The 25147-nt window shown below is 63.5% G+C and carries 19 protein-coding genes; 7 read left to right on the forward strand and 12 right to left on the reverse strand.

Translation table 11 applies throughout. The features are described from left to right. Positions 1-12 precede the first annotated feature (12 nt). The 5 genes from SO140_RS09590 to SO140_RS09610 form a co-directional block, all read right to left on the reverse strand. On the reverse strand, positions 13-1482 hold the full coding sequence (locus SO140_RS09590; protein ID WP_449380691.1) for a Dyp-type peroxidase: 1470 nt from the start codon (positions 1480-1482) through the stop codon (positions 13-15). Beyond that, entirely contained in the window at positions 1479-3293 is a 1815-nt protein-coding gene (locus SO140_RS09595) for a hypothetical protein (protein ID WP_474800156.1), read from the reverse strand. The genes SO140_RS09590 and SO140_RS09595 overlap by 4 nt, the downstream gene beginning before the upstream one ends. 20 nt (positions 3294-3313) lie before the next feature. After that, the gene (locus SO140_RS09600) at positions 3314-4603 is read right to left on the reverse strand and encodes a cytochrome P450 (protein WP_449380693.1); all 1290 of its coding nucleotides are present in this window, start codon (positions 4601-4603) and stop codon (positions 3314-3316) included. Next, positions 4600-7623, reverse strand: coding sequence for an ATP-binding protein (locus SO140_RS09605; protein ID WP_498542538.1), 3024 nt, complete (start codon positions 7621-7623; stop codon positions 4600-4602). The genes SO140_RS09600 and SO140_RS09605 overlap by 4 nt, the downstream gene beginning before the upstream one ends. An 851-nt stretch (positions 7624-8474) precedes the next feature. Then, entirely contained in the window at positions 8475-9827 is a 1353-nt protein-coding gene (locus SO140_RS09610) for an Nramp family divalent metal transporter (RefSeq protein ID WP_449380695.1), read from the reverse strand. Between the two features lie 169 nt (positions 9828-9996). Here SO140_RS09610 and SO140_RS09615 point away from each other — a divergent pair, with 169 nt between their 5' ends. Then, positions 9997-11244: an MFS transporter gene (locus tag SO140_RS09615; RefSeq protein WP_449380696.1), complete on the forward strand. Its 1248-nt coding sequence runs from the start codon at positions 9997-9999 to the stop codon at positions 11242-11244. Positions 11245-11374: 130 nt separating this feature from the next. On the opposite strand, the gene pdxR is transcribed toward SO140_RS09615, so the two are convergent. Next, positions 11375-12835: a MocR-like pyridoxine biosynthesis transcription factor PdxR gene (gene pdxR, locus SO140_RS09620; protein WP_449380697.1), complete on the reverse strand. Its 1461-nt coding sequence runs from the start codon at positions 12833-12835 to the stop codon at positions 11375-11377. A 155-nt stretch (positions 12836-12990) separates the two neighbouring features. Here pdxR and SO140_RS09625 point away from each other — a divergent pair, with 155 nt between their 5' ends. Next, positions 12991-13554, forward strand: a complete 564-nt coding sequence (locus SO140_RS09625; RefSeq protein WP_449380698.1) for a pyridoxamine 5'-phosphate oxidase family protein — start codon at positions 12991-12993, stop codon at positions 13552-13554. Here SO140_RS09625 and SO140_RS09630 read toward each other — a convergent pair. Continuing rightward, positions 13551-14810 (reverse strand): adenylate/guanylate cyclase domain-containing protein, encoded by a 1260-nt coding sequence (locus SO140_RS09630; protein ID WP_449380699.1) that lies wholly within the window; start codon positions 14808-14810, stop codon positions 13551-13553. The genes SO140_RS09625 and SO140_RS09630 overlap by 4 nt on opposite strands. Here SO140_RS09630 and SO140_RS09635 point away from each other — a divergent pair. Genes SO140_RS09635 through SO140_RS09645 form a run of 3 tightly spaced genes read left to right on the forward strand, consistent with a single transcriptional unit; the run spans position 14809 to position 16349 of the window. Next, positions 14809-14946, forward strand: coding sequence for a hypothetical protein (locus SO140_RS09635; RefSeq protein WP_449380700.1), 138 nt, complete (start codon positions 14809-14811; stop codon positions 14944-14946). The genes SO140_RS09630 and SO140_RS09635 overlap by 2 nt on opposite strands. An 8-nt stretch (positions 14947-14954) precedes the next feature. After that, the gene (locus SO140_RS09640; protein ID WP_474800161.1) at positions 14955-16115 is read left to right on the forward strand and encodes an MFS transporter; all 1161 of its coding nucleotides are present in this window, start codon (positions 14955-14957) and stop codon (positions 16113-16115) included. A gap of 42 nt (positions 16116-16157) precedes the next feature. Continuing rightward, the gene (locus tag SO140_RS09645; protein WP_449380702.1) at positions 16158-16349 is read left to right on the forward strand and encodes a hypothetical protein; all 192 of its coding nucleotides are present in this window, start codon (positions 16158-16160) and stop codon (positions 16347-16349) included. 11 nt (positions 16350-16360) lie between these two features. Here SO140_RS09645 and SO140_RS09650 read toward each other — a convergent pair whose 3' ends face one another. The 3 genes from SO140_RS09650 to dmeF all read right to left on the reverse strand — a co-directional run bounded on the left by SO140_RS09650 (position 16361) and on the right by dmeF (position 19232). Next, the gene (locus SO140_RS09650) at positions 16361-17239 is read right to left on the reverse strand and encodes a DMT family transporter (RefSeq protein WP_449380711.1); all 879 of its coding nucleotides are present in this window, start codon (positions 17237-17239) and stop codon (positions 16361-16363) included. A gap of 105 nt (positions 17240-17344) precedes the next feature. Next, the gene (locus tag SO140_RS09655) at positions 17345-18175 is read right to left on the reverse strand and encodes an N-acyl homoserine lactonase family protein (protein WP_449380703.1); all 831 of its coding nucleotides are present in this window, start codon (positions 18173-18175) and stop codon (positions 17345-17347) included. A gap of 100 nt (positions 18176-18275) precedes the next feature. Beyond that, entirely contained in the window at positions 18276-19232 is a 957-nt protein-coding gene (gene dmeF, locus SO140_RS09660; protein ID WP_449380704.1) for a CDF family Co(II)/Ni(II) efflux transporter DmeF, read from the reverse strand. Between the two features lie 214 nt (positions 19233-19446). Between dmeF and SO140_RS09665 the strand changes: the two genes are divergently transcribed. Beyond that, positions 19447-20265 (forward strand): chromate resistance protein ChrB domain-containing protein, encoded by an 819-nt coding sequence (locus SO140_RS09665; RefSeq protein ID WP_449380705.1) that lies wholly within the window; start codon positions 19447-19449, stop codon positions 20263-20265. After that, on the forward strand, positions 20265-21650 hold the full coding sequence (gene chrA / locus SO140_RS09670; protein WP_449380712.1) for a chromate efflux transporter: 1386 nt from the start codon (positions 20265-20267) through the stop codon (positions 21648-21650). Before SO140_RS09665 ends, chrA begins: the two co-directional genes overlap by 1 nt. Positions 21651-21748: 98 nt before the next feature. Here the strand turns inward: chrA and SO140_RS09675 are convergent, their stop codons facing one another. Together SO140_RS09675 and SO140_RS09680 are read right to left on the reverse strand one after the other, a co-directional pair. Then, complete coding sequence (locus tag SO140_RS09675) at positions 21749-23125, reverse strand: FAD-dependent oxidoreductase (RefSeq protein WP_449380706.1); 1377 nt, start codon at positions 23123-23125, stop codon at positions 21749-21751. 342 nt (positions 23126-23467) lie between these two features. Next, positions 23468-25138: a SulP family inorganic anion transporter gene (locus tag SO140_RS09680; RefSeq protein WP_498542534.1), complete on the reverse strand. Its 1671-nt coding sequence runs from the start codon at positions 25136-25138 to the stop codon at positions 23468-23470. Positions 25139-25147 lie beyond the last annotated feature (9 nt).

Here is a 25147-nt window from a genome sequence, read left to right on the forward strand (position 1 = left end):
CGCCGCGGCTTTTCAGGACATGGCGGCTTCAGCCACCTCCGATGCCGCGGGCTTTGAAATGCTCTCATTCCCGACGATGAACCCGAGCGCTGCGATTCCGGGAAGGAAGAAGTAACCTCCTCCCAACGTTGTCGTGAAAGTCGCCAGGGAAATCTCTTCACCGCTCGCCAAGCCCGGCATGGAGAAAGACTTGGGGAAGGTCTTGGGGTCAGACGACCCGACAAACGGATCATCCGCGTGGAGGTTCACGAAACTCGGGTTCCGCACCCAGCGCTGCTGGATGAACTCGAACTGCCGCTCGAGATCCGCGTTGCAGGCGATGAAGAAGATGCCCTTGCGCGTTTTGCCGTCGCTGTCCTCGCGATACGGCCGGCCACGGCGAAGCAGTCTGTGCAGCTTGGTCGACTTGATGCTCGATTGCACATCGACGCCCAGCGTATCTCTCGGATTCACCCGGCGAATGTGAGCTCCCTTCGGACACGTGAAGCCGTTGGCGTCCTCGACACGAAAGCGGAATGCGTCGGCTTTCGAATCCGACACTGGGTTATTCGGGTTGTATTTCCACCCGAGCGGCAAGCCATTCTCCTGGCGGCCCATCAGCTTTTCGCAGATGCCCTGACCGTTCGCCAACCGAAAGGCATCGAACGCCTCCACGTCTTGCTCGATCTGGCGCACGGCCAGGTAGCTTCCGTTCAAGGCAAAGCGACCACCGGGATGCCTGGCGCGGCCCGATTGAGTCCACCCCTCCACGTTTGGGCAGTAGGTGAGTTCGTCATATTCGTTGCGATAGCCGAGGATAAACTCTCCAGGTGAGACGACGCGATCGTCATACAGCGAGCCGGCTTCCGCCTTCGCCGTGCTCAGTCCGACGCCGTCATCTTGCCTCAGTCCCCGGATCACGGGTTGCGCGAGACCGTCGCGGAACCCAAATGCCTCGTGCAATTTCTCTTCCGTGTCGCCTTCTACTTTCCGAAATGAGCAAGGGTCGTTCTCGACCCTGATGACGCAGAACACCTCCTCGTCCACATCTGGAATGAGGGGCCCGGCACCTTTCGGCGTCCACTCGGCAATCAGAACGTGCACGGGGCCGCAGGCGGCACCGTCAACATCGGACCAACGCCATTCCCGGGGATTGTCCCTCAGAAGTAGCGCACGCTCGTCGCTACCCATGCCCCTGCGGAATGGTGTCGGGAATGGATGCTCTTTGGTTTCCATGCATCCGAGCTTGGTGAGCCCTGAAAAGCTGAACGCGATCGCCGCAGCGCTCTCAATCGGATGCGTTCTCGATTTCCCGACGTCATGTGCGCTGGCGACCACTCCACTCGCAACGAGTTTTACGAGCCACGCGCGCGCCGCGTTCTCTTGACCGTCTTTGATCGTCAGCAACCAGAAGCGGCTGCTCTTCAGCCAACTGTAGCCGCTCCTCAGCATTCCCTGGATGTCATCGAACTGCTTCGAAAGATGCGGCGCCTGCGCTTTCATGATTCGATGGCCCTCATAATCAGGTCGTCATTGCTGTCGTTGCGCTCCCCGAACAGAGCGTCGCGAAGCCCGGTGGCGAGGTTGATCTCGTCGATCGTTTCCTTGCGCGCGTCGAAGCGAAACATATGCGGAAGCATGCTGTCGCGCGCATATGACTTGAACCTCAGCTCGCACTTCACGCCTCGGAACAGGATAAATCGCGTCGGCGGGAAGCTGCGCGGCTCGTCGACGGCGGGCTGGCCGATCGCCGCCGATCCGCGGCGCTTCAGCGTGGTCCACCGCCACGCCAAGGTCGTTCCGATCGACGCGCCATTGATGAAATCGTCGAGATAGCCGCCAAAACTGCCATCATAATTCGAGCAGAACAGATAGCGGCGCCCCTCCTCGATGATGTGCCAGTGGCCGAAATGAATGCCCGGGGCACTACCCAGACGGCCTTCGGTGAAGAACACCCGTCCAAACAGTGTCACGATGCGCAGCGACGCCCGGATCCACCAGGCACTCCAGCCATTCCGACTACGGATATCCGTCAGGCTGACCATGTGCGCGGTTTCGCGCACCACCAGACCTTCGCACTGGTCAATCGACGTATGGACCTGTTGTGCGCGAGGCACATCGTCTTCGTAGGGATGAAAGAACCAGTTGCCGACCGCCGCAAGCTGCTGATCGATCCGGGAAAGCACGCCGACGACGCAGAACAACGCGATGATCGCGAGGACGAAGAAGAGGACAATCTGCCATCCGAGGAATCTCGCAGTCAATGCATCGTACGCGTCCACGATCGCCGCGGGATAGAAGGTGAAGACCAGCGCGAATGCGACGACGGCCAGGACGATCGGCACGCCGACGATCCAGCCGACCCAATAGGTGGACCATGACGACCACGTCTCCGTGGGCCGGTCGAGTTCGCGACCCACACTCTCCAGCCAGCGCCGCCACGACTTGGACACCGCCGGCAGTGCGATCAGGACCAGCCATGCCAGATACCCGACCCCGACCAGCGCCAGTACACCACGGATGCTGACCCAGATCACCCAGCTGCTCGCCTCGCAAACGGCGTCCGCCACGGTCTGCACGCCGGAATATGGTGCGCCGAACAGCCAGGTGTAGACGCCAACCAGGCCACGCGGCACCGCGCCCACCAGCCAGACCGCGGCCAGCCACAGCACGAAGATCGTCAGCACATAGCCGAGCTTTGCGGAGATACTTGCGCCCTTCCCGCGCCACCAGGATCGCGGAGCAGGCGCGATCGCCCAATCGAATTGCGGGTTCTTGAATGCCCGTTGTGCGAGCGCGAGCGCGAACGATGCACGGTCATCGCCGTACTGCTCCGTTGCCTTCATGGCCCGCGCTTCGTCCCGCGTCCATTCAAGCAGCTCCTGCTCCTTCTCGATCTGTCGGGCCGTTCGGTCGCGGGCGCCGATGAAGCCGCCATCGGCGATGCTGAGGCACTTCATCAGCTTTTCGTGCAATTGACTGTTGCGATCGCTCTGCCGCGCTGGACCACCGCCGGGCCAGAACCTGCTGTAGAGCGACCACATCGCTTCGCTTGGATGACAGACGAGCCGGTAGAGCATATCGTCGGGATCGATACCCTCTTCGATGGCAAGCTCGAGCATCAGCAAGGGCCTCGGATCGTCCGCATCCGCCCTCGCCGGCAGTAGCGCGATCGAGGCGAACTGGACCACCTCTACGTTCGCGAACAGCGCGCTCAGCGCAGTGCAAACAGGGCTGTTTTCCGAAAGATCAGTCGTGCCGTCCCAGCCTGGCACAACGATGCAGATCATCTGCTGGCGGACCATCTCGAGCATGCCCGTCCCCCTCCCGCCTGCTAAATGAAACTCACGCGCATGCGCGACATCAGCGGTCCGTCGTAGGTGATGGCCTTGCCCTCACGCTGCGCCAGTTGCAGCTCGGGCAGGATCAACAGGCCAATCAGCGCACTGGTCAGGATCTCGACCGCGTAAACCATGGCGGGACACTGGCGAGTGCCGTAGCCGAACATCAACCACCGCAGATCCTCGTCCTTGCCCCAGTTGCGCGCGGGACAGAACTTGTTGCTGTCCTTCACAACATTGGAATCGAACAAGCTCGCAATCGACCAGATCGTCATTTTTCCGCCGGCGGAGCACGTTGCATTGTGCCGCGCGCCCGTTTCGAATTCCGTGTCGCGCGGCACATTGCGCGCGAGCAGCGGAAAGATCGGCCGGAAGCGCATGAGCTCGAGCACATGGTTTCGCACCAAGTCGCGGAAGGCCCTATTCTGCCAAACTTCGGGCGGGCCGATTTGCTGGAGCCGCCGCGCCTCCTCTCGCAGAGCCTTGTGAACCTTGGGGCGACCCAGAAGCTCTTGCACGGCAAGGGCCCCCGACTGCACCGTCACCGGATGCGAAATCCAAGCAAGTCCGACTGCGTTTCGCTCAATGTCGGCAGAACCCGGCAAGCCCCACGCATTTTGAATGTCGGTTTTCACGCCCGCGATGCGCGACTTCAGCGCGTCTGCGTTGAGCTCGGCCCTGCGCTGCACCCTCAGCGTCGCCGAACTTCCGGCCAGGAGCTGCCCCGCCACATAGCGGATCTCCAGGAGATATTGCCGTTGCAGTCCCTGGTCGCTGACGTTGCCGTTGGCGCCCGCAGCCACCTTGTCCGTCGCCGCGCCGAACAAGGGATACATGGCAAGAAACACGATCCACATCAGGTAGTCGTCAATGAGATCGAACGATTTGTTCGTCCCGAGCGCCTGGAGGGTTTGAACGTATTGTTGGACTGCCACGTCGGCTGCGGCCGGCAACGTCGGTTTCAGTTGAGCCAGCCGATCATCCAGCAAACGCCTGTCGGCGACATAGGTCGGACCGGGATCCATGCCGATCAGATAGTCGCCGGCCGAGAGGTTGGCAGCATGCGCCGTGTTCGAGAAGCTGTTCGGCCTCTTCAGCACCGCTTTGACGGCGCTCGCCCGCGCCGCCATGCCCAACCAGCCGCCGACGAACGGCCAGCGCCGAAGCACTTTTCCGATCGCGCGCAAGGCGCCCGGATGGCGATTGGCCCAACAAAAGATCCCGTAGGAGATGCTGCGAACTCCCGGCGGCAAGGCATCGGGCTCGGGGGTCGTGTTTTTCATGCTGGGTGCCAATCCTGGTGTCGCGTTGCAAGCGCTGCAGCGGCCCGCTTCTGGTAGAAGGCCATGCCGAGACGACGCGCCGCGTCGGAGGTCTGTGCGAAGCATGCCCTGGCCGCGGCCTCGTCGCCCGCGCGCCGCAGTGTCACGGCCAGCTCGTAAAGAGCTTCCGTCCGGTGCCCGTACTCTTCGCCGGCCTGGTCGACTGCCTTGCGTCCGGTGCTGATCGCATCGTTCAGGTTTCCGAGAGCGCGATAAGCAACACTGAGGCCGACGCGCATGAACGTCCTGCCGTAAGGACCGGCCGCGTCGTAAATCCGGTCTGCGAAGCCTTTTTCAAGCACCGCGACTGCTTCGGAGGCCTTGCCTTTGCGCGCAAGTGCGTTGCCGAGCACCCCCCAGCAACACGCCAGCGTGGTCGGCACGTTGTGCGTGATGCATTGCTGCACGGACTTGCGCATCAAGGCCTCTGCATCGTCGAGTTCCTCCTTCTCGACCCAGATCTGCGCCTGGACCGTGTCGACCAGCAGACGCGAATATGGATGATCGGCCTTGGACAGAATCTCGTAGGCCAGGGTGCAGACCTCGTGGGCCGCTTCGTAATCGCCGAGGCGCCACAGCGTGCTGGCATGGAATGCGTACAGGTTGATGATGGGGATGACAGCCCATCCGGGTTGGACATAGTGCCCAGCCAACTCGGGCCCGTACTCGGCCAGCAGGACACCGCCCTCGGCGCCCGCCTCCGCATACCGACCGAGAGCATGGAAATGCATCAGGCGCGCCTGATGCGCCGCCATCACCATACGACGACGCTGCGCAAGGCGGGCGGCTTCCAGGCCCTGTGTTGCATGCCGCAGGCCTTGCTCGAAGCGTCCGCGCATCCACAGAAACACCGCCGTCTGCGTCGAAACCGATGCGCGTGCAGGCTGGTCATTCAGCTGCGCGGCAATTGCTTCCGCGCGTTCCATGTTGTTGAAGATCTCGTCGATGTGTCCGAGGGCCATCATGGCGCCGATGGCTTCCAGCCGGAGCGCGAGTTCCAAGGCCTGCGCGGTCGGCGCGCGGTCGGCGCGGCGAGCCGCTTCAATGCCCATCTCGAAGAGTTGCAGAGCTTCCTGATTGGCCGAGCGCGAGATGGCACGCGCCATCGACTTCACTGCATATCTTGCCGCATGCTCCCATTCCTCGCCCTTGAAGGCGTGATGGGCCAGGGCCGGCGCCGCATCGGCGTCCTCGGCACCGGGTTGCGACTGCAAGGCCAGGAAAGCGAGCCGATGCAGCGCCTTGAGGCGGGCGCGGGTCAGCGTCCCCAGCACGACGTCTCTGACCAGTGCATGACGGAACACGAAAGCGTGCTGCTCCAGGGAACGCCCCGTGGGATCGGGGCTCGTCAGCAAGCCGGACGAGACGCAAAGACCAAGCAATTCCTCGGTGCGCGCGAGGTCTTCGTCCTGCATCGCGGCGATCAGCTCTCGCGTGATGGGATCGCCGAGAACGCTCGCCGCCTCCAATGCCGACTTTGCGGCATCAGGCAGCCTGTCGACCCGCGCCCCGATTACGGCGGCGATCGACCCCGGGACTCGCAACTCCCCAAGGGGCCGCTGTAAACGGTAGGCGCCCGGCGTCCCCTCGAGTGATCCGTCATCGATCAGCGTGATGACGAGTTGCTCCATGAAGAAGGGATTGCCGTCGGCGCGGCGAACCAGCTCGCTGGTCACTCCCAGCAGGGAGGGATCATCGCCGAGCAAGGCCCGCGCGAGGGCGAGCATCTCCCCGTTCCGGAGGGGCTCGACCAGGTGCTCGGCGAACCACGTCGTCTGTCCCCATTGATGCTCGAAATCCGGACGGTAGCTGACACAGATCATGACCGGCAGACCCTGGAGCCGGGGCAACAAGGCCTCGAACAGCCGCCGGCTGTCGCGATCGGCCAGGAACACATCCTCGAGCACCAGCACGAACGGACCTGCCTGGACCCGCTGGCGAACGAGCCACAGCAGCGCCTCGCCGATACGGCGCCGCCTTTGCGCCGGATTGAGCGCCAGCCATGCTTCGTTCGGCACGGCGAGCCCGAGCAGATCGCTCAAAGCCGGGAGATGGTCGGCGCCTTCTGCCGGCCATTTCGCGAGCAAGACCTGCACAGCGGTCTGCTTGACGTCGCTCGCGATCGTGCGAGGCAGCTCCAACAGACTTGCGATCAGATCGGCCGCGGTGCTGTACGCTCTCGTGCTCGCATAACCTCTCGCCTGCGCGATGCACAGGTTCACACCGTGGCCTGCGAGAGCGCCTGTCCAATCGCCGATCAGGCGGGACTTTCCGACGCCGGCATCGCCGCGCAGCCCAATCGTCCGCATGGCGCCCGTCCTGGCGATCTCGAGCTCGCTCGCCAGCACAGTCAGCAACTCCTGGCGTCCGACCAGCGGCGCCCAGCGCTGCTTTCGCGTCAACGGCGCGGCCGCCGAGCTTTCGGTCTCGACCACGACTTCATGAAGTTCGATCGGGGCAACCAATCCACGCACGGGCTTTATTCCGACCTGCCGTGTGTCGATCTGCTGTGCGACCAGGCGCTGCGTCGCCGCGCTGATCAAGATGCCGCCCGGCCGCGCCAGCTTCTCAAGCCGCGACGCGATGTGGATCGTCTGGCCGTCCGCACCGTAATGCGACCACTGGTACTGTCCGACGATACCGACCAGGACCTCGCCGGAGTTGATGCCGATGCGCAGCGTCGGGCTGGCGACGCCTTGCGCTTCGTGGCCGGGAATGGTTGCCCTCTGCATCTTCAGAGCGGCCATGCAGGCCCGCAAGGCGTGATCTTCCTGCGCCAGAGGCGCGCCGAACAATGCAACGAGGCCGTCTCCCAGCAATTGGCTGACGGTGCCTCCAAAGGTTTCGACTGCATCGGCAAGCAGGTTCAGCGTCCTGCCGAGATAGTTCCGGGATTCCTCGGGGTCTGCGTGCTGCAACAATGAGGTCGAGTCGCAGACGTCGACGAACAGCACGCTGACCTGTTTGTTCTCGGTCAGCAGCTGCGCCCGCGAGGTGGGATGTTGCGAAGCGGATCGCGCCTCGCGCTCCGTTACGCCTGAGGTTGAGGGCCCGGAAGACTTGTCGGCGGCACGGTTTAGACCGGCGCCGCATTGCGAGCAGAATCGGTGCTCTAGTTCGACTCGGGCTGAGCAAGCAGGACACCTGGTCACGGCACTACGCACTCATCAATGGCTTCAACGAATAACCGACGCTCATCCGCATGATCATCGTCTCTGAAGGACGTGAACCTGCGCGCAAAACGAGTGGCGGGAAGGCCTGGCCAACATGGCGAAGGTCTTTCCGCCGGTAACAATCAAGACGTCGATATGCCCTTCGCGCGGCATATCCATGCTAGGCAGGTGCCAATTCCGAAATGCCGGCACCTCATGCAAACGAATAAACTTGTGTCCTGCCCTTCGAGGCCGCGAGGCCAACCTTGATCCCGAATAGGAGCCGCCTGAATCAAACCAATGGATCTAGACCAAAGGCGAATCTAGCCAAAGGTCCTGCGCCGATCGAAGTCGCGCGTTGCCGACGAACATGTCTGATGAAAGCGCGATTGACGCGCTCATCTCAGCGCATCATTCCGCGGCGGATGAAAACCAGCTTGAAAAAACCAACGCCATTATATGCCCTATCAAAAATTGAATTCATTATACGCGCCTAGCCAAAATTGAAAAGGACGAATCCGTAAAAGCCCGGGGGTCCGGGAGTCAGGCCGCGAACAAGGCTCGATTATTCCATCCAATGGCGAACGCGTGGTTTTCCTGCCTTTTGCGCGCGCTTGCGCGCGGGCTCGACGGTCGCCGGGGTTCCGCACCGGCTGATCTCGGGGAAGAATGCCCCGCCCTCACCCCAACAGCGCATCGAACAACAACTTCAGGTTGAGGATCACGATAACGCCGGCGACGATCCAGGCAATCGCGGCAACTCTGCGGGAAATCGCGAACTTGCCCATCTTGCGTCGGTCGGAGACGAAGCGCACCAGCGGAATGACCGCGAACGGAAGCTGCATCGACAACACGACCTGGCTGAACACCAGGAGTTGCCCGGTACCCTGCTCGCCGTAGAGCGCGGTGACGACGATCACGGGAACGATCGCGATGCCGCGCGTGAGCAACCGGCGCGCCCAGCTCGGCAGGCGCAGGTCGAGAAAGCCTTCCATCACGATCTGGCCGGCCAGCGTCGCGGTCACCGTGGAGTTGAGGCCGGAGGCGAGCAACGCCACTGCGAACAAGGTCGAGGCGATGCCAAGTCCAAGCAGCGGCGACAGCAACTCGAAGGCCTGGCTAATCTCGGCGACGTCGGAATGGCCGCTCTTGTGGAAGGTCGCGGCCGCGACCACCAGGATCGCGGCGTTGATGAAGAGCGCCAGCATCAGCGCCACCGTGGAGTCGGTCGTCGCCCATGTTATCGCCTCGCGCCGACCTTCGTCGGTCCGCTCATAGGCGCGGGTCTGCACGATCGAGGAGTGCAGATAGAGATTATGCGGCATCACGGTGGCACCGATGATGCCGATCGCAATGTAGAGCATCTCGGGATTGGTGAAGATCTCCGTCCGCGGCGCAAATCCACGGATCACCTCCGCGACCGGCGGCGCCGCCGCGGCAATCTGGATCGCAAAGCAGACAGCGATCACGACGAGCAGCGACATCACGAAGGCTTCAAGGAAACGAAAGCCGCGGTTCATCAGAAGCAGCAGGAGAAAAGCGTCGAGCGCGGCGATCAGCGCGCCGCCGATCAAGGGGATGCCGAACAGCAGCTTGAGGGCGATCGCCGTGCCGATGACCTCGGCGAGATCGCAGGCGATGATTGCCGCCTCGCAGGCGAGCCACAGCATCCCGTTCACCGCCGGCGAGTAGGTCGCGCGGCAGGCCTGCGCAAGATCGCGGTCGGTGACGATGCCGAGCCTTGCGGCCAGCGACTGGAGCAGGATCGCCATCAGATTCGAAAGCAGGATGACCGAGAGCAGCGTGTAGCCAAACTTCGAACCGCCGGCGAGGTCGGTCGCCCAGTTGCCGGGATCCATGTAACCGACCGAGACGAGATAGCCGGGGCCGACAAAGGCAAGCAGCCGGCGCCACCACGCTGCGGCGGCGGGGATCGCGACCGTGCCGTTCACCTCGGCCAAGCTCTTCGTGGTGGGCACGTCTGTGCGCCAGCCAGCTGCGTCGGGGGTCAGATCGGGTGATCGGGCATCCATGGACAGAAAGAATACCGAACTAGGTGCTTATTGCAACTCATTTGCAACTGCATCTAGCCGCATTGGTTCCCGTGATGAGGCGCACGACCGGGATTGTCGGGAAGCGGGTGGGTTTGGTGGTCCTTCGGGGCGGATACTGGCCTTCAGATCGATTTCCAGGGAATGACCGATGTCAACGACCCCTTGCCTTCCGGACACGTTCAACCGCCTCGCCTGGTCCAATCTTGCGGCGCAATCGGCGGAACAGATCGCGCTGGCCGCCGCCCCCATCGTCGCGGTGCTGACGCTGGGCGTCGCTGAAGGCCAGACCGGCCTGCTCCAGACCGCCCTCACCCTGCCCTTCGTGCTGTTTGCGATTCCGGCCGGCCTGCTCGCCGACCGCATCTCCCGGCGCGCGCTGATGGCCGGCGCCGAGGCGCTGCGGGCTGCGGCGCTTGCGGTCATCGTGATCCTGATTGCGCTTGGCGCGCTCAACCTGCCACTGCTCGCAGCGCTGGGCTTTGCGGCGGTCTGCGGCACGGTCGTCTACAGCGTGGCAGCGCCGGCGCTGGTGCCTTCGCTGGTTGGACCGGAGCTGCTGCCTGCCGCGAATGCGCGAATTGAGCTTGCGCGCACGATCGCGTTTGCGAGCGGTCCCGCACTCGGCGGCGCACTGGTCGGCTGGCTTGGCGCCAGCCCGGCCTTCGGCTTTGCGGCCGCGCTTTCGGCGATCGCGGTGGTGCTGCTCGCCGGCCTCTACGAGCCCGCGCGCGCAGCCGCGCCGCGACGGCACCCGCTGCAGGAGATCCGCGAGGGCGCTGCCTTCGTCTTCCATCACCCGCTGTTGCGGCCGGTGTTCGTCACCCAGTTCATCTTCAACACAGGCTGGTTCCTTCAGCTTGCGGTGTTCGTGCCCTATGCGGTGCGCCATCTCAGCCTCTCGGCGACCGGCGTCGGCGTGGTGCTTGCGATGTATGGCGTCGGCATGGTGATCGGCGCATTGGTCGCGACGCGGGTGATGCGGCGCCTCGCCTTCGGCATGGTGGTCGGACTTGGACCGGTGACCGGGTTCGTTGCTGCCCTCGTGATGGCGCTGACGGTGCTGGTGCCTGCGGCATGGCTCGCATGCTTGAGCTTCTTCCTGCTCGGCGTCGGCCCGATCCTCTGGGTGATCTCGACCACCACGCTGCGCCAATCGGTGACGCCGCCGCGCCTGCTCGGCCGCGTCTCCGCCATCAACATCATGAGCTACGGCGCACGCCCGCTCGGCTCGGCGCTGGGCGCGATCGTCGGCGGGTTTTATAGCGCGGAGGCATGCCTCTATCTCGCAGCCGCGATCTTCGCCGTGCAGGCGCTGGTGATCTGGCTCTCGCCGGCAGTCGCGCTGGACCGGCAGCCGGAGATGGTCGGCGACGAGGCGGCGGCGCGCGCTTGCTGATCGGGCCCGGGCGGACGACGGTCACTCGCCTCGAGCATGATCCGGAAAAGTGCGGAGCGGTTTTCCGAAAAGATCATGCTCAAACGACAACCTAAAGCGCGATGACGTTTCATCCCAATCTCATCGCGCTTTAGCGATCGAAGGCCCGGGCCAAACGCGCAATCGCCGGCGCAATGATCTGGCGCGGAAAACCGCTGAAGCCCAGCATCAGCGCCGATTGCGCCGGTGCCTCAAGATACAGAGGGCTCATCGCGCGAACGACGACGCCGTGCTCGCGCGACCGCCGTTCGATAGTTACGTCCGAGAGTCCCGATCGCGTGTAGGCGACCAGGTGCATCCCCTGGTCCGGCGGTTCGACGCTCAGGTGATCGCTCAGCCGGCGCCTGAGGGCCGCGACGAGTGTATCTCGTTGAAGGCGGTACACCTCCCGCATTCTGCGGATGTGAGCCGCAAAATGCCCCTCCTCCATGAAGGCGGCGACGACCGCCTGGCACAGGCTGGGCGGCTGGCGGTCCATCAGATAGCGCGCGGCGACGAAGTTCCGCACGAGTGAATCCGGCACGACCGCGTAGCCGAGCCGAAGTCCCGGGAAGAGCGCCTTGTTGAGAGTTCCGACGTAAATCACGCGCCCGGCTTCATCGAGGCCCTGGAGCGAAGCGAGTGGCCGGCCGCCATATCTGAATTCGCTGGCGTAGTCGTCCTCGATGATCCAGGCGCCCGACTCTCGGGCCCAGCCAAGCAGTTCGAGGCGGCGCGCCATCGACAGGGGCACGCCCTTTGGAAACTGATGCGAGGCAGTTATGAACACAGCGCGCGCTTTGGGCGCGCGACGGATGCCTTCGGCGACGTTAATGCCGTGCTGGTCCACCGGGATGGGGAAAACCTTCGCGCCTGCTGCGATGAGCGCAAGACGGGTCAAGGTGTAGCCGGGATCTTCAGTCCAGGCCTCCTTGTCCGGCCCCGGCATGATGCGGGCCACGATGTCGACGGCCTGTTGCGTGCCAGCAGTGAGCACGATCTGGTCGGGCCCGCAGCGCACGCCGCGTGCGGCCCGAAGATAGTCGCAAAGCGATTTGCGCAGCTCTGGCAAGCCGCGGGGATCGCCATAGCCGAGGTGATGCCGTCCAAAAGACCGCAGCGTGCGCGCGGTAAGCTTGCGCCACAATTCGGCGCTACGCGCGTCCAGCAGGGTCCTCCCCAGGTTGAAGGGACGTTCATCGTCTCGCGCCGTCACGTCGACGAAATCGCCGAGTTCAGCGAAGGTGGTGACAGCCGATGCAGGCCGCACCTTTCGGTCCTGAAAGGCCGCGAACGGCTCGGGAAGATCGAAGGCCACGTAGGTCCCAGCACCTCTCCTGCCGACGGCATAGCCCTCGGCAAGAAGCTGCTCGAAAGCCGAGACGACTGCGGAGCGCGAAACTCCGAGCTGCGTTGCGAGTTCGCGTGTCGAGGGCAGCTTGGTCGCGGGACGGAGCGCTCCCGACAAGATCGCCGAGCGCAGCCGCAGATAAATCTGGCGGAACACGGGCGCATCTGCCGCGCGATCCACCTCGAACGCATAAAGCTCTGCCCAGCTTTGCCGACTCTTCACGTGTTCTCCCCAACAACTGAGCTGCGCGTCAGGACAAGTGGTATGCCTCAACGAAACGAAGTGGACCTTTCTATAAGACCACTGAAATCTTATCCAATTTTCGGATAACGACGAAATTGCCGCTCAGCGAACAACGGTACGGAGCGTCCCCAACCATGAGCTCACCGCAGATCCGTCGCGCAGACCGGGCCATGTCGCACGAGCGGATGCTGGAGATGCTGGCACAAGGCTATAGTGGCCGTCTCGCGACGGTTAGCGAGGACGGTTTCCCCTATTGCATCCCGCTCCTCTATCTCTGGATCGACGGAGAGGTGTATCTCCACACGACAGGTGCCAGAGGACATCTGCGCGCGAACATCGAGCGGGACCGGCGCGTCTGCTTCGAGATCGACGAGCACGATGGTGTCTTCGATTATGGCCGGTTTGAATGCGATTCCGGTCTCGCCTATCGAAGCATATGCCTGTTCGGCCGTGTCAGGATCGTGGACGACAGGGCCGTCAAGCAGCGGTTCTGCGAGGCCTTGATGGTCAAATACGGCAAGCCGGAAACAACGCGACCCAAGGGATTCTTTCCGCGGCTCGATCTCATTACCGTCTATGCGATCGCCATTGAGCGCATGACCGGCAAGGAGACTTCAATGCCGCCGCTTTCCGAACAATGGCCCGCCAGGGACCGGACGAAAACACCCAAAGCCTCAATCCCGCCGGACGGCCCCTAACCCGCCAGATACCGCTCGTAGCTTCCCGTCACCGGCTCGTTCGTGTCGATGTCCGGATCGAGCGTGTAGAGATCCTGCGCGCGGCCGATGCCACGCAGTGCGTAGCGGCCGGTCGAGACGAGATAGCGGCGGCCCGCCGCATCGAGCCCCGCGTAAAACTCCGCCGATGCGAGCAGCTCGCGATCGACCGAGCGGCTCATCGAGGCAATGCGGCTGACCTCGTTGACCGTGGGCCCGACCACCGTGAAATCGAGCCGGTCCTCGCTGCCGATATTGCCGTAGAAGACCTCGCCGACATGCAAGCCGATATAGGCCGACGTGATCGGTCGGCCGTCGGCGGCGCGCCTCGCATTCAGCGCCACGATGTTCTTGCGGAAAAGATGCTCGGCCCGCAGAGCCGCGCGACGCGCCGCCGCCATGTCCTCGCCGGTGAACATCGCGAGCACGCCGTCGCCGATCAGCTTCAGGACGTCGCCGCCGGCGTCGTGGATCGCGTCGATCACAGCCTGCGCATAGTCGTTGAGGAACGGGATGATCTCGTCCGGTCCGATACTCTCGCTGATCCCGGTCGAGCCGCGCAGGTCCGAATACCAGAGCACGGCGCTGATGCGCTCGGTGACGCCGCGTGAGATGCGCCCGCGCAGCACCTGCTCGGAGGCATCGCGGCCGAGGTAGACACGCCCGAGCGTGCGCACGATATCGACCTGCTGGGCGGACTTGACCGTGAGCCCCAGCACCGGCACGAGATCGCGCAGCGCCGCGAGCTCGCTCTCGGCAAAGCCCTCGGGCCGCCGCGTCGTCCAGTAGGAATAGAGGCAGTCCATCTGGCCGAGCGCACCGGTCTCGCCGAAGCGATGCACGAAGGCGAGGATATGCCGATGGCCTTTTTCCGCGAGTTCGCCGATCTGCGAGAAGTCGAGCGATGCGGCGTCCGCGAGATCGAGCTGCATCTCGTCCTCGCCGTGCTCGAGCAGATGATAGAATACCGAGCGGCGCCAGTTCTTGGCTGGATCGCCCTCAGCCGTCGATCCATACTCGAAGACGTCGCTCTCGTTGGTCGGCCCATCGCTCCAGCGGAAGGCGCGCCCCTCATAGATCGGGTGCAGCGTGTCGATGACGACGAGCCCCCGCGACAGCGCGATCCCTTCCGCGCGGCAGCGCTCGCAGAAGCCGCGCAGCATCTCGATCTCGGGCAGTCCGGTGAGCCCCTGGCTGGTCAGCCAGTTGATCAGCGCAAGGCGGGGGATCAATTCCATGGGCCATTATAGCCGCACCTTCGTGACGGACGAAAGGCGGACCTCGCCTCGCACGGCGTCCCGCATGCCGCAGATCGAATATGCCGTGGCCGATGTTGACGTCACCCGCGCCAGGGATGCAAAAGTCAGGCAATGATTTCGCGCATGAGCCAGCGACAACTTCCGATCATTCTGGCGCTCGGCACCACACAGACGCTGGCCTGGGCTTCGAGCTATTACCTGCCGGCCATCCTCGCCGATCCGATCGGACGCGATCTCGGCGTCTCCTCCAACTGGATCTTTGGCGCCTTCTCAGCCTCGCTGGTGATTTCGGCCATGCTCGGCCCGCGCATCGGGCGGCAGATCGATCTCGTCGGCGGACGACAGGTCCTGTCGGCCTCGAACCTGACGATTGCCGGCGGCCTCGTGCTGCTCGGCTTCTCCACCTCCGTCCCGGTGATGGCGATCGCCTGGCTCGTGCTCGGCATCGGCATGGCGCTCGGGCTCTACGATGCGGCCTTCGCCGCGCTCGGACGCATCTACGGCACCGAGGCGCGCGGCTCGATCACCGGCATCACGCTGATGGCGGGATTTGCCTCGACCGTCGGCTGGCCGCTGACGGCCCTCGGGCTTTCGCATATCGGATGGCGCGACACCTGCTTTGCCTGGGCAGCCGCCCACATCCTGATCGGCCTGCCGCTCAACCTCTTGATGCTGCCGAAGGTCAAGGGCGCCAAGGAAGCGGCGACGACGGCCGTCAAGCCGCATATCCCGCTCAACCGCACCATGATCCTTTTGGCCTTCGTCTTTGCCGCGGCCTGGACTGTGACCGGTGCGATGGCGGTGCATTTCCCGCGCATCCTCGAAGCCACTGGCGCGACGCCGGTCGAGGCGATTGCAGCGGGCGCGCTGATCGGGCCGGCGCAGGTCGGCGCGCGGGTTCTCGAGGCGAGCTTTCTGAGCCGCTTTCATCCACTGTGGTCGACGCGGCTTGCCTGCATCACCCACCCGATCGGGGCCGCCGTGATCGCCATCTTCGGCGCTGCCGGTGCAAGCGCCTTTGCCATTCTCCACGGCTCGGGTAACGGCGTTCTCACCATCGCACGCGGAACGCTGCCGCTGTCGATCTACGGACCGAAGAACTACGGCTACCGCCTCGGCATCATCGGTGCGCCGGCACGGATGGCGCAGGCCGTCGCTCCCCTCGCCTTCGGCCTGTTGATCGACGTCATGGGCAGCAAGGTTCTGATCGTGTCGTCGGCGCTGAGCCTCGCAGCGCTAGCGGCGCTGTTCCTGATCCATCCGGAGCGTCGCGGGCCTTCTTGAGGCCCCTTCCCTTCGCGGCTGCTTTCGCGCAAAAAGCAAGGCATGACCAACGACAGCGAGCTATCAGGCACATTCAAGCGTCTCACGCGATGGGCGACCACGCCGCCGCAGGCCTATGGCGTCTATCTCGCCGCCGTGGTGCTGGTGTTCCTGCTGTCGTTCTACGCGGGCAGCCTGAAGCCGAAGAAGGCGCCAGAGGGCGGACCGCCACCCGTGACGCTGCCCAAGAGCTGATCAAGAGCTGATCAGGCAGGCTTCGCCTCACTGGTCGCGATCCAGATGCCGGCGAACACCGCCACGAGGCCAATCAGAAGATTGGGTGTGATCGGCTCGCCCATCAGGAGCGCCGCGAGCGCGGCCGCGGCGATCGGGTTGACCGTCATCGTGTTGGCGACACGGGTCGGCGTGGCGAGCGCGAGCGCCCTCACCCAGAGGATGAAAGCGAGTGCTCCACCGCCGATGCCGAGATAGACGCCGGCGATCCATTGCGCAGTCGTGAAGTGGTCGAGCGCCGCAAAGCTGCCGCGCGCCAGGCCGACCAGTACAAGCGCGATGGCCCCTGCCCCCATCCCGACGGTCAGGAAGCCGAGCGTGCTCGAGCGCTGCATCAGCGGGCGGGACCACACGTTGTAGAAGGCCATGCAGAAGACTGCCGCAGTCATGATCAGTTCGCCGCGCCAGGCTCCGGGCGGGCTTTGCGCCAGGCCCGTCGCGAGCGCGGCCAGGACGCCGAGCACGGCAACGCCGACGCCAACCGCCTTGCGCACCGTCAGACGCTCGACGCCAAGCAGCGCGCCGACCACCATGGTGTGAAGCGGCAGCGTCGCGAGCGCGAGGCTGGCCCGCGCCGCTGTCGTGTAGGAGATCGCGATATTGTAGAGGATGAAGAACAGGCCGAAGAAGCTGAGGCCGAGCAGTAGCACCGCCGGCAGGTCACGCCGCGACGGCCACCGCGCGCCGAGCCACAGCGCAACCGGCAGCAGGCAGGCGAACCCAATTCCCCAGCGCAGGATGGCCAGCAGGATCGGATCGGCACCACCGACAAGATAGCGCGTGATCGCCGCCGCGGTGCCGCCGATGCTGCTGGACAAAAGCGCGATCGCAACGCCCGGCCATTCGCCCAAGCCTGCTCCCAAAGGCTGCCTCCTTCGCGAAGCCAGTTGGGCATCCTCCTAGCACCACCCTGCTGACAGCATCGTGGCAGCAGCCCTTCCGCTGCCCGGGCGACGTCAGTCGTAAAACTCCGGCGCCATCTTCAGGCTGTCGCGCTGCGCCTTGTCGTGGTTGATCCAGAGCTGCGCCTTCTCCTTGGCAAGCACGTCGGCGATCTTCTGCATCGAGGCGACCGTCTGGTCCTTGCTGGCGTTCATGCTGGGCACCACGCGGTTGTCCCAGTTGCTTTTGAAGTGCACGGCATCGCCCGACAGCACCACCGCGCCGGTCTTCGGCAGTTTCACCAGCAGCGACTGGTGTCCCGGCGTGTGGCCGGGCGTTGCGAGAATGGTCAGGCTGCCGTCGCCGAACACGTCCTTGTCGCCGTCGAGCAGCACGACGGGATGCGACGGCTTGAAGCGCGGCTCATTGTTGGGACCGGGCCACTCATATTCAGCCTTCTGAACATGCAGGACTGCCTGCGGAAACATCTCGACATTGCCGGTGTGGTCGGGATGCGTGTGCGACACCGCCATCCATTTGATATCGCTCGGCTTGAGGCCAAGCTGTTCGAGTTGCGCGACCAGCGTCTTCGGCCGGTGCCAGACCGTCGCCTTCGGGTCGGAGGGAACGAGGCCATTCGGCATCGATGCAACCGCATCGGGGACACCGGTATCCCACAGGAACCAGCCCCGGCTGTGCTTGATCAGGTAGCAGCTATCGACGAAGTCCATCGGCTTGCCCTCGTTCATGCCCGGCGTCCAGCGCGACACGTCGCTGGTGGCACCCTCCCCGCAATTGAGGATGTAGAGTTTTTCGACACCCGGCTTTTCCGATTGGGCCGAGGCGGTTTGGGTAAGCAAGGCGAACGCGATTGCGGCGAGCGCGAAACTGATCCGGGGCATCATTCTGGTTCCTTATTTTTCGGAAGCGGCGCGCCGGCGACACATCCGTGACCGCTGACGAAACCCCGGCGACGCCAGGGAATTCCCCCCGGGCCCAAACACGTCAATGTGGGCAGGTTTCCACCTCGACGGTGACATGGCTGAGCCCCTTCAGCCCCGCGAGCCGCTTCTTGTAGACGGCCGGCTGCTTGGGCTTGTCGGAGACGAGCGAGACCAGCACGGCGCGGTGGCCGGGACCGACCTGCCAGAGATGCAGATCGGTGACGCGGTCCTCGCCCACCTCCATGCGGGCGCGTATGACCTTTTCCAGCTTCTCGTCGGCCCGGACGTCGAGCAGCACCGCACCCGAGGCCTTGATCAGGCCGAACGCCCAGCTCGCGATCACCACGCTGCCGATCAGGCCGACGGCCGGATCGGCCCAGACCCATCCAGAATACATGGCGACGACGAGCGCGCCGATCGCCAGCACCGAGGTCGCCGCATCCGCCATCACATGGACGTAGGCCGCGCGGAGATTATGGTCGCGATGATGGTGGTGATGATCATGATCGTGGTCGTCGTCATGTGCATGGCCATGATCGTGGCCGTGATGGTGATGATCATGGCTGTCGCGGAGCAGCAAGGCGCTGACGAGATTGACGCAGAGGCCGAGCACGGCCACCGCGATCGCCTCGCCATAGACGATCGGCACCGGCGAGACCAGCCGCAGCACGCTCTCATAGGCGATCTGGACCGCGATCAGCCCCAGGATGATGGCGCTGGAAAAAGCGGCGAGATCGCCGAATTTGCCGGTGCCGAACGTGAAATGCGCATTGCCGAGGTGCTGGCGCGCGAAGCGATAGGCGAACGCCGCGATCCCGAGCGCCGCCGCATGCGTTCCCATGTGCCAACCGTCGGCGAGCAACGCCATCGAGCCGAACAGCGAGCCGGCGACGATCTCGCCGACCATCATGATGAGCGTCAGCGCCACCACGAACCAGGTGCGCCGCTCGTTCTCGTCATGCTTGTCGCCGAGGAACGCGTGCTCATGCGTCCATTGCTCGATGGAATGTGAGTGCATCGGACATATCTCCGGGAAAGAATCCGTTGCCGGGAATATAGGCCCCGGCAGCAGAACTTTCTAAGGCTCATTGTAAGGCTCATTACCCGCCAAACCCGCGATTGACAGTCATTCGCGGTTTCGGTGTAATGCGGCTCATGGGGATTTGAGCGATCTCCCCACGAGGCGACATGCCCAAGTATCGCGTCCCGTTCACTCTTTACGAGGACGCATCATGTCTACATTCACGACGATATCTTCTGACAAGCTGGCACGGCTGATCGGCACGGCCAATTCCCCTGCTTTGATCGACGTTCGTACGGAGGAGGATTTTGCCGCCGACCGGCGGCTGATCCCCGGCTCCATCAAGCTCAGCCACGACAAGGTTCCGGAATGGGGCGGCGAATTCGCCGGCCGCTCGGTCATCGTCTCCTGCCTGCGCGGCGAGAAGCTCGCGCAGGGCACGGCGGCCTGGCTGCGGCAGCTCGGCGTGCAGGCCGAAACGCTCGAAGGCGGTTTCGAGGGCTGGAAAGCGGCTAAGCTGCCGCTCGTCGACACCACCAAGCTGCCGAAGCGGGATGCCAGAGGCCGCACCGTCTGGGTGACGCGGGCGCGGCCGAAGGTCGATCGTATCGCCTGCCCCTGGCTGATCCGCCGCTTCGTCGATCCCAATGCGGTGTTCCTGTACGTGGCGCCATCCGAGGTCGTCGGTGTCGGCGAGCGCTTCAATGCCGCGCCCTTCGACATCGAGAATGTGTTCTGGAGCCACCGCGGACAGCTCTGCACCTTCGACGTCATGGTCGAGGAGTTCGGCCTGTCGACTCCGCCCTTGCAGCGGCTCGCGACCCTGGTGCGTGGGGCCGACACCGCGCGGCCCGATCTTGCTCCGGAGGCGCCGGGCCTGCTCGCAGCCTCGCTCGGCCTGTCGCGGATGTATGACGACGACCTCGAGCAGCTCGAGGCCGGCATGCTGCTCTACGATGCCTTCTACCGCTGGTGCCGCGACGCCACCAACGAGACCCACAACTGGCCGACCAACAAAGTGAAGGCATGATGGATACGCGTAATGTCCAAGCAGAAGCTGATGCCGGTCACGGCATCAGCTTCAACGAAGCCTTTCGCGTCTGGCTCCGCGTCGCCTGCCTGAGCTTCGGTGGGCCCGCGGGTCAGATCGCTGTCATGCACCGCATCCTGGTCGAGGAGAAGAACTGGATCTCCGAGGGACGTTTCCTGCATGCGTTGAACTATTGCATGCTGCTGCCGGGACCGGAGGCGCAGCAGCTTGCGACCTACATCGGCTGGCTGATGCACCGGACGGCCGGTGGGTTGATGGCCGGCGGGCTCTTCATCCTGCCCGGCATCATCGCCATCATGGGCCTGAGCTACGTCTATGCCGCATTCGGCAATGTCAGCTTCGTCGAGGCGCTGTTCTTCGGCCTGAAGGCCGCCGTGCTCGCCATCGTCGTCGAGGCCGTGGTGCGCGTCGGCAAGCGCGCGCTGAAGAACCGTGTCATGATCGCGCTTGCGGCCGGTGCCTTCGTCGCGATCTTTTTCTTCGCCGTCCCCTTCCCGTTCATCATCATCGCCGCCGGCGTGATCGGCTACGTCGGCGCCAAAAGCGGCCGCCCGGAATTCGCGCCCGCAGCGCACGGCCATGGCAGCAATGCCGCCGTGATCGACAGTATGCTCGGCGAAGCGGTGCCCGATCATGTCCGCCCTGACACGGCGCGCGCGATCCGCGTCGGCGCGGTGTGGCTGGCGCTCTGGCTCGTCCCGGTGATCGCTCTGCTCGCAGCCTTCGGAGAGGCCAATGTGTTCAGCCAGATCGCGCTGTTCTTCTCCAAGATGGCGCTGGTCACCTTCGGCGGCGCCTATGCGGTGCTCGCCTATGTCGCCCAGCAGGCAGTGGAGCATTACCACTGGCTCAGCGCGCGCGAGATGCTTGATGGTCTCGGCATGGCCGAGACGACGCCAGGTCCCCTGATCATGGTGCTGCAATTCGTGGGCTTCATGGCCGCGTTTCGTGATCCGGGCGGGGTGTCGCCGATGCTCGCCGGCACGCTCGGGGGGCTGCTCGCGACCTGGGTGACCTTCACGCCCTGCTTCCTCTGGATCTTCTTAGGGGCTCCCTATGTCGAGCTCCTGCGCGGCAACAAGGGCCTCGCCGGCGCGCTCAGCGCGATCACCGCGGCCGTCGTCGGCGTGATCCTCAACCTCTCGATCTGGTTCGCGCTGCATACGTTGTTCCGCGAGACCGTCCCGGTGCACGCGTTTCCGCTGTCCTTCGACATGCCGGTGCTGGCAAGCGTCGACATCCCCGCGCTCGTGCTCTCGATCGCGGCCGCGACCGCGATCTTCCGCTTCAAGCTCGGCATGCTGACGGTGCTGGCGGGATCGTGCGCGGCGGGCGTGGCGCTGCGGCTGTTGGGCGTGATCTAAGGAGCTAGAAGAAATTCGGCGCCCAAATGGCACGCCCCATCGCGATCTCACCTGCTGGCGCACGACTGGATAAGGTGTCTAATTGAGGCCAATCGGGGCTAAGCGGCTTGGTGGCCCCGACCGACGTCGCGTTGCTGTATGTCCCGGCTTCCATTCCACACTTTCAGTGCATTCGCTGGGCTTAACAATGCGGTTGGCTGTTGCGCAAGGTTGGCCACCTCCAAGAACTTGGTCGCCAGTGTCGCGTCGCGATGCGCCGCTTGATAAAACTTCGCTATGTACCAGTTGACGAAGCGCACCTGCGCCGTCCGCTTGCCCTCAACGTGGGGGTTCTGCAAATCACTGCCCACGACAATTTGCCAAGGAGCTTCAATAAACCGACCGGCCATCTGGAAGAATCGATGCGCAAGTCCTTGTGTCCCTTTTGCCAAGCACTCACGCAAGGCCAGCGATTCCAGGCAGGCGACCGTCATTCCCTGACCATAGGCTGGATCGAAGCTGCACAAGGCGTCGCCATACACCAGATAGCCTTCTGGAAAGCGAGCCAATTTCTCGTAGTGGCGTCGCAAGTTCGAAACAAACTTGTATTGCGCAAGCGGGGTGAGCGGTTCTGCATTCTGGATCACGTTAAATAATTCCGGCTTTTGCAAGCTACGTGCAAACTCAAGGAAACCGGCATCACCCGCTGGCACCTGATCGCCCATGTAACCGCCTAATGTCACGGTCCAACGCTCGCCTTCCTGTGGCAAAAGGGCACCGAAGCGAAAATCAGGCAAACACGCTCCCATAAGAACGAACTTCCTGCCGTGCAAATAATTCTCCATATGTTCGGGTTTGAGACGATAGAAGCGAGTGACATAGCCAAGATTCACAGTGACCTGCTCCTCTGGCGGTTTTTCGAAACCAAACGCACTCAGCCATGTGGGGCTTGATGAGCCGCGACCGCTGGTATCAATCACGAGATCGGCTTCTATCGTTTCCCTGTCATCCGAACCGTCTTTCGATCGGACGCGGACACCAGTCACACGGCCTGACTGGCGATCAAACACCGGCTCCACAACGTCACGTCGCTCCCGCAGCCGGATATTCGGTAGTTGAACGAGCCGCCGTCGCACGAATCTTTCCAACGTCGGTCGGCTTACCCCGAGCGCGACCATCTTGCTGGGGGCGTGGTGAAGATAGTCGCCGTAGTTGAACCAAAGGCCATCGTTGACCATGTCTGCAGGTACCGCTCCCTGGGCAATTAGCCCCTCAGTGAAGCCGGGAAACGACTGCTCAAGCACCTCGCGCCCGCGGGCAAGCAATCCGTGCGTATGCCGCCCTTGCGGTACGCCCTTGCGAGGATCAGGGGAATCCGGAAGCGCATCACGCTCAAGTATGGTCACTTCGTCGAAATGATCGGCCAAAGCGCGAGCGGCCAAAAGACCACCCATTCCCGCGCCCACCACGATCGCGTGCTTGCCAACGTGCGCCATCGACTCCTCCCAGCATTTGCTTAACCGCAGGACGAAGCAGGACAGTCGTTGAACATTCACCCCGGTAGTATCGATTGCGCCCGGTCCGATATCATCGCGCCTTTCAGCACCACCCGCAAGGCTGCACGCGAACGTCTTTCGGTTCTTGGGGATCCGATCGGGAGACGACGCGACTTCATGTCGAACGGTAACATAATAAACTGCGCATGAGTCAGCAGCTGGCCCTTCGCGACCCTATTGCCCGCCGCGCGGCTTGGTCGCCAACGGGAGCAAAGCAGACCCGGCCTTCGTCGCGTCACACCAATAGTGCTCATTCCGTCGAAAATGACCGAGGACGGATTTTCACATGTCGCGCTGGTTAAGCGGCGCGATTTGTTGCGACTCCCGCAGGTAGGCCTTCAGGGCCTGGCGCAGTGTAGGCAGGATCCACGTCTCGTGTTCAGGCCGGTAGAGACCGGCTTCCCGAAACCATGCGAGAAATTCGGCCTTGCGCCCGGCCAGTAGCAGCGATGTTCCGCGCGCTTCCAGCCGTTCCCGCAAATCGCGAAGTGCATATAATCCGGTCGTGTCGATCTGGCTGACTGGAATTGCATCAATCACAAACCAACGAAGTTCCGGGCCTTCGGCTTCGGCCACCGCCAGCGCTCTCGCCTTGAAGTAATCGGAATTGAAGAAGGTTAGCGGGCCATCGAAGCGGTAGAGCACGAGACCCGGAAACGTCCTGGCGTCTGGATGTCGCTCGATCGAATGCAGACCGGGAAGCCCGTCGACCGTTCCCAGGATTTCGTCCCTGGGCCGCGCGGTCAGCTTGACGAAGCGGACCAGGGCCAGCCCGACAGCGATGAGAATCCCGTTGATGGCGCCCAGCGCGACCACTCCCAGCGTCGTGATCACCGCCAGGACGACCTCGCCGCGATCGATGCTCCAGATTTCGCGTAATGTTCGCGTGTCAAACAGCGAGATCGAAGCGAACACGAGCAATGCGCCCAACGCAGCAATCGGCACATATCGCAAGGGACCGGTCAAAAACAACAACACTGCGGCGATTGCCGCCGCAGCCACCAGGCCAGTCACCTGGGTGCGACCGCCGGCTGAAACGGCCATTGCCGTGCGCGAGTCAGCGCCGGTCACGGCGAACCCTTGCGACAAGGCGGAGGCGAGATTAGCCGCACCAAATGCAGCCAGCTCACGGTCAGCGTCGATCTCGTAGCCGCCCTTCGACGCAAAGCTGCGCGCTGTCAACATGCCACTCGAAAACAGCACGAGAGCGAGCCCCGCCGCGCTACCCAGCAGGGACGGTATGTCCTCCGTTGGAAATCTGGGCAATCGCAGCGGCGGCAGGCCCGCAGGAACCGGCCCCAGAATCGCCACTCCATACCGGTCCAATCCGAACAGTGCGACCGCGGCGCCGGCGGCGATCAATATGATCGGTGCAGCCGGAAGTCGCGGTGCCCAGCGCGCCAGCGCAAACAATATCGCCAGGCTTGCCGCTCCTACGATAAACGTCGGAATCTGCGTCTCCGGAAGCTTGCCGAAGATTTCGAACAGTTGCGGAATGATCCTTTTGGATTCGATGGAAAAGCCGAGCAGCTTGCCGACTTGCCCCAGACAAATGGAAATTGCGACCCCGTTCAAAAGTCCAACGAGGATTGGCTTGGAGAGAAATTCCGCCAGCGCACCGAGCCGCAGGAAACTCGCTGCAATGCAGAACATGCCGGCCAGAAATGTGACTGCGACCGACAGCGACCAGTACAGTTCGACGTTGCCGCCCGCCAGCGGAGCTACTGCGGCTGCGACCATGGCGCACACAGCTGCATCGGGATTCACGATCATTTGCCGCGAAGTGCCGAAGATGGCGTACGCGACCAACGGCAGAATGCTCGAATATAGCCCCACAACCGGATCGAAGCCTGCGAGCTGCGCGTAGGCGATCGCGACCGGCAGGGCCACTGCGGCAACAGAGATTCCCGCCAACAGATCGTGCCGAAAATCATCGGCAAAACCGTAGGACAAGAGTTTGGT

This window comes from Bradyrhizobium sp. UFLA05-108 (assembly GCF_059803455.1).

Bases quoted from the DNA above. Each gene is read 5' to 3' on its own strand.
- SO140_RS09590 (WP_449380691.1), bottom strand. From the start codon at position 1,482: ATGAAAGCGCAGGCGCCGCATCTTTCGAAGCAGTTCGATGACATCCAG.
- SO140_RS09595 (WP_474800156.1), bottom strand. From the start codon at position 3,293: ATGCTCGAGATGGTCCGCCAGCAGATGATCTGCATCGTTGTGCCAGGC.
- SO140_RS09600 (WP_449380693.1), bottom strand. From the start codon at position 4,603: ATGAAAAACACGACCCCCGAGCCCGATGCCTTGCCGCCGGGAGTTCGC.
- SO140_RS09610 (WP_449380695.1), bottom strand. From the start codon at position 9,827: ATGGATGCCCGATCACCCGATCTGACCCCCGACGCAGCTGGCTGGCGC.
- SO140_RS09615 (WP_449380696.1), top strand. From the start codon at position 9,997: ATGTCAACGACCCCTTGCCTTCCGGACACGTTCAACCGCCTCGCCTGG.
- SO140_RS09625 (WP_449380698.1), top strand. From the start codon at position 12,991: ATGAGCTCACCGCAGATCCGTCGCGCAGACCGGGCCATGTCGCACGAG.
- SO140_RS09635 (WP_449380700.1), top strand. From the start codon at position 14,809: ATGGGCCATTATAGCCGCACCTTCGTGACGGACGAAAGGCGGACCTCG.
- SO140_RS09630 (WP_449380699.1), bottom strand. From the start codon at position 14,810: ATGGAATTGATCCCCCGCCTTGCGCTGATCAACTGGCTGACCAGCCAG.
- SO140_RS09640 (WP_474800161.1), top strand. From the start codon at position 14,955: ATGAGCCAGCGACAACTTCCGATCATTCTGGCGCTCGGCACCACACAG.
- SO140_RS09645 (WP_449380702.1), top strand. From the start codon at position 16,158: ATGACCAACGACAGCGAGCTATCAGGCACATTCAAGCGTCTCACGCGA.
- SO140_RS09655 (WP_449380703.1), bottom strand. From the start codon at position 18,175: ATGATGCCCCGGATCAGTTTCGCGCTCGCCGCAATCGCGTTCGCCTTG.
- dmeF (WP_449380704.1), bottom strand. From the start codon at position 19,232: ATGCACTCACATTCCATCGAGCAATGGACGCATGAGCACGCGTTCCTC.
- SO140_RS09665 (WP_449380705.1), top strand. From the start codon at position 19,447: ATGTCTACATTCACGACGATATCTTCTGACAAGCTGGCACGGCTGATC.
- chrA (WP_449380712.1), top strand. From the start codon at position 20,265: ATGGATACGCGTAATGTCCAAGCAGAAGCTGATGCCGGTCACGGCATC.
- SO140_RS09675 (WP_449380706.1), bottom strand. From the start codon at position 23,125: ATGGCGCACGTTGGCAAGCACGCGATCGTGGTGGGCGCGGGAATGGGT.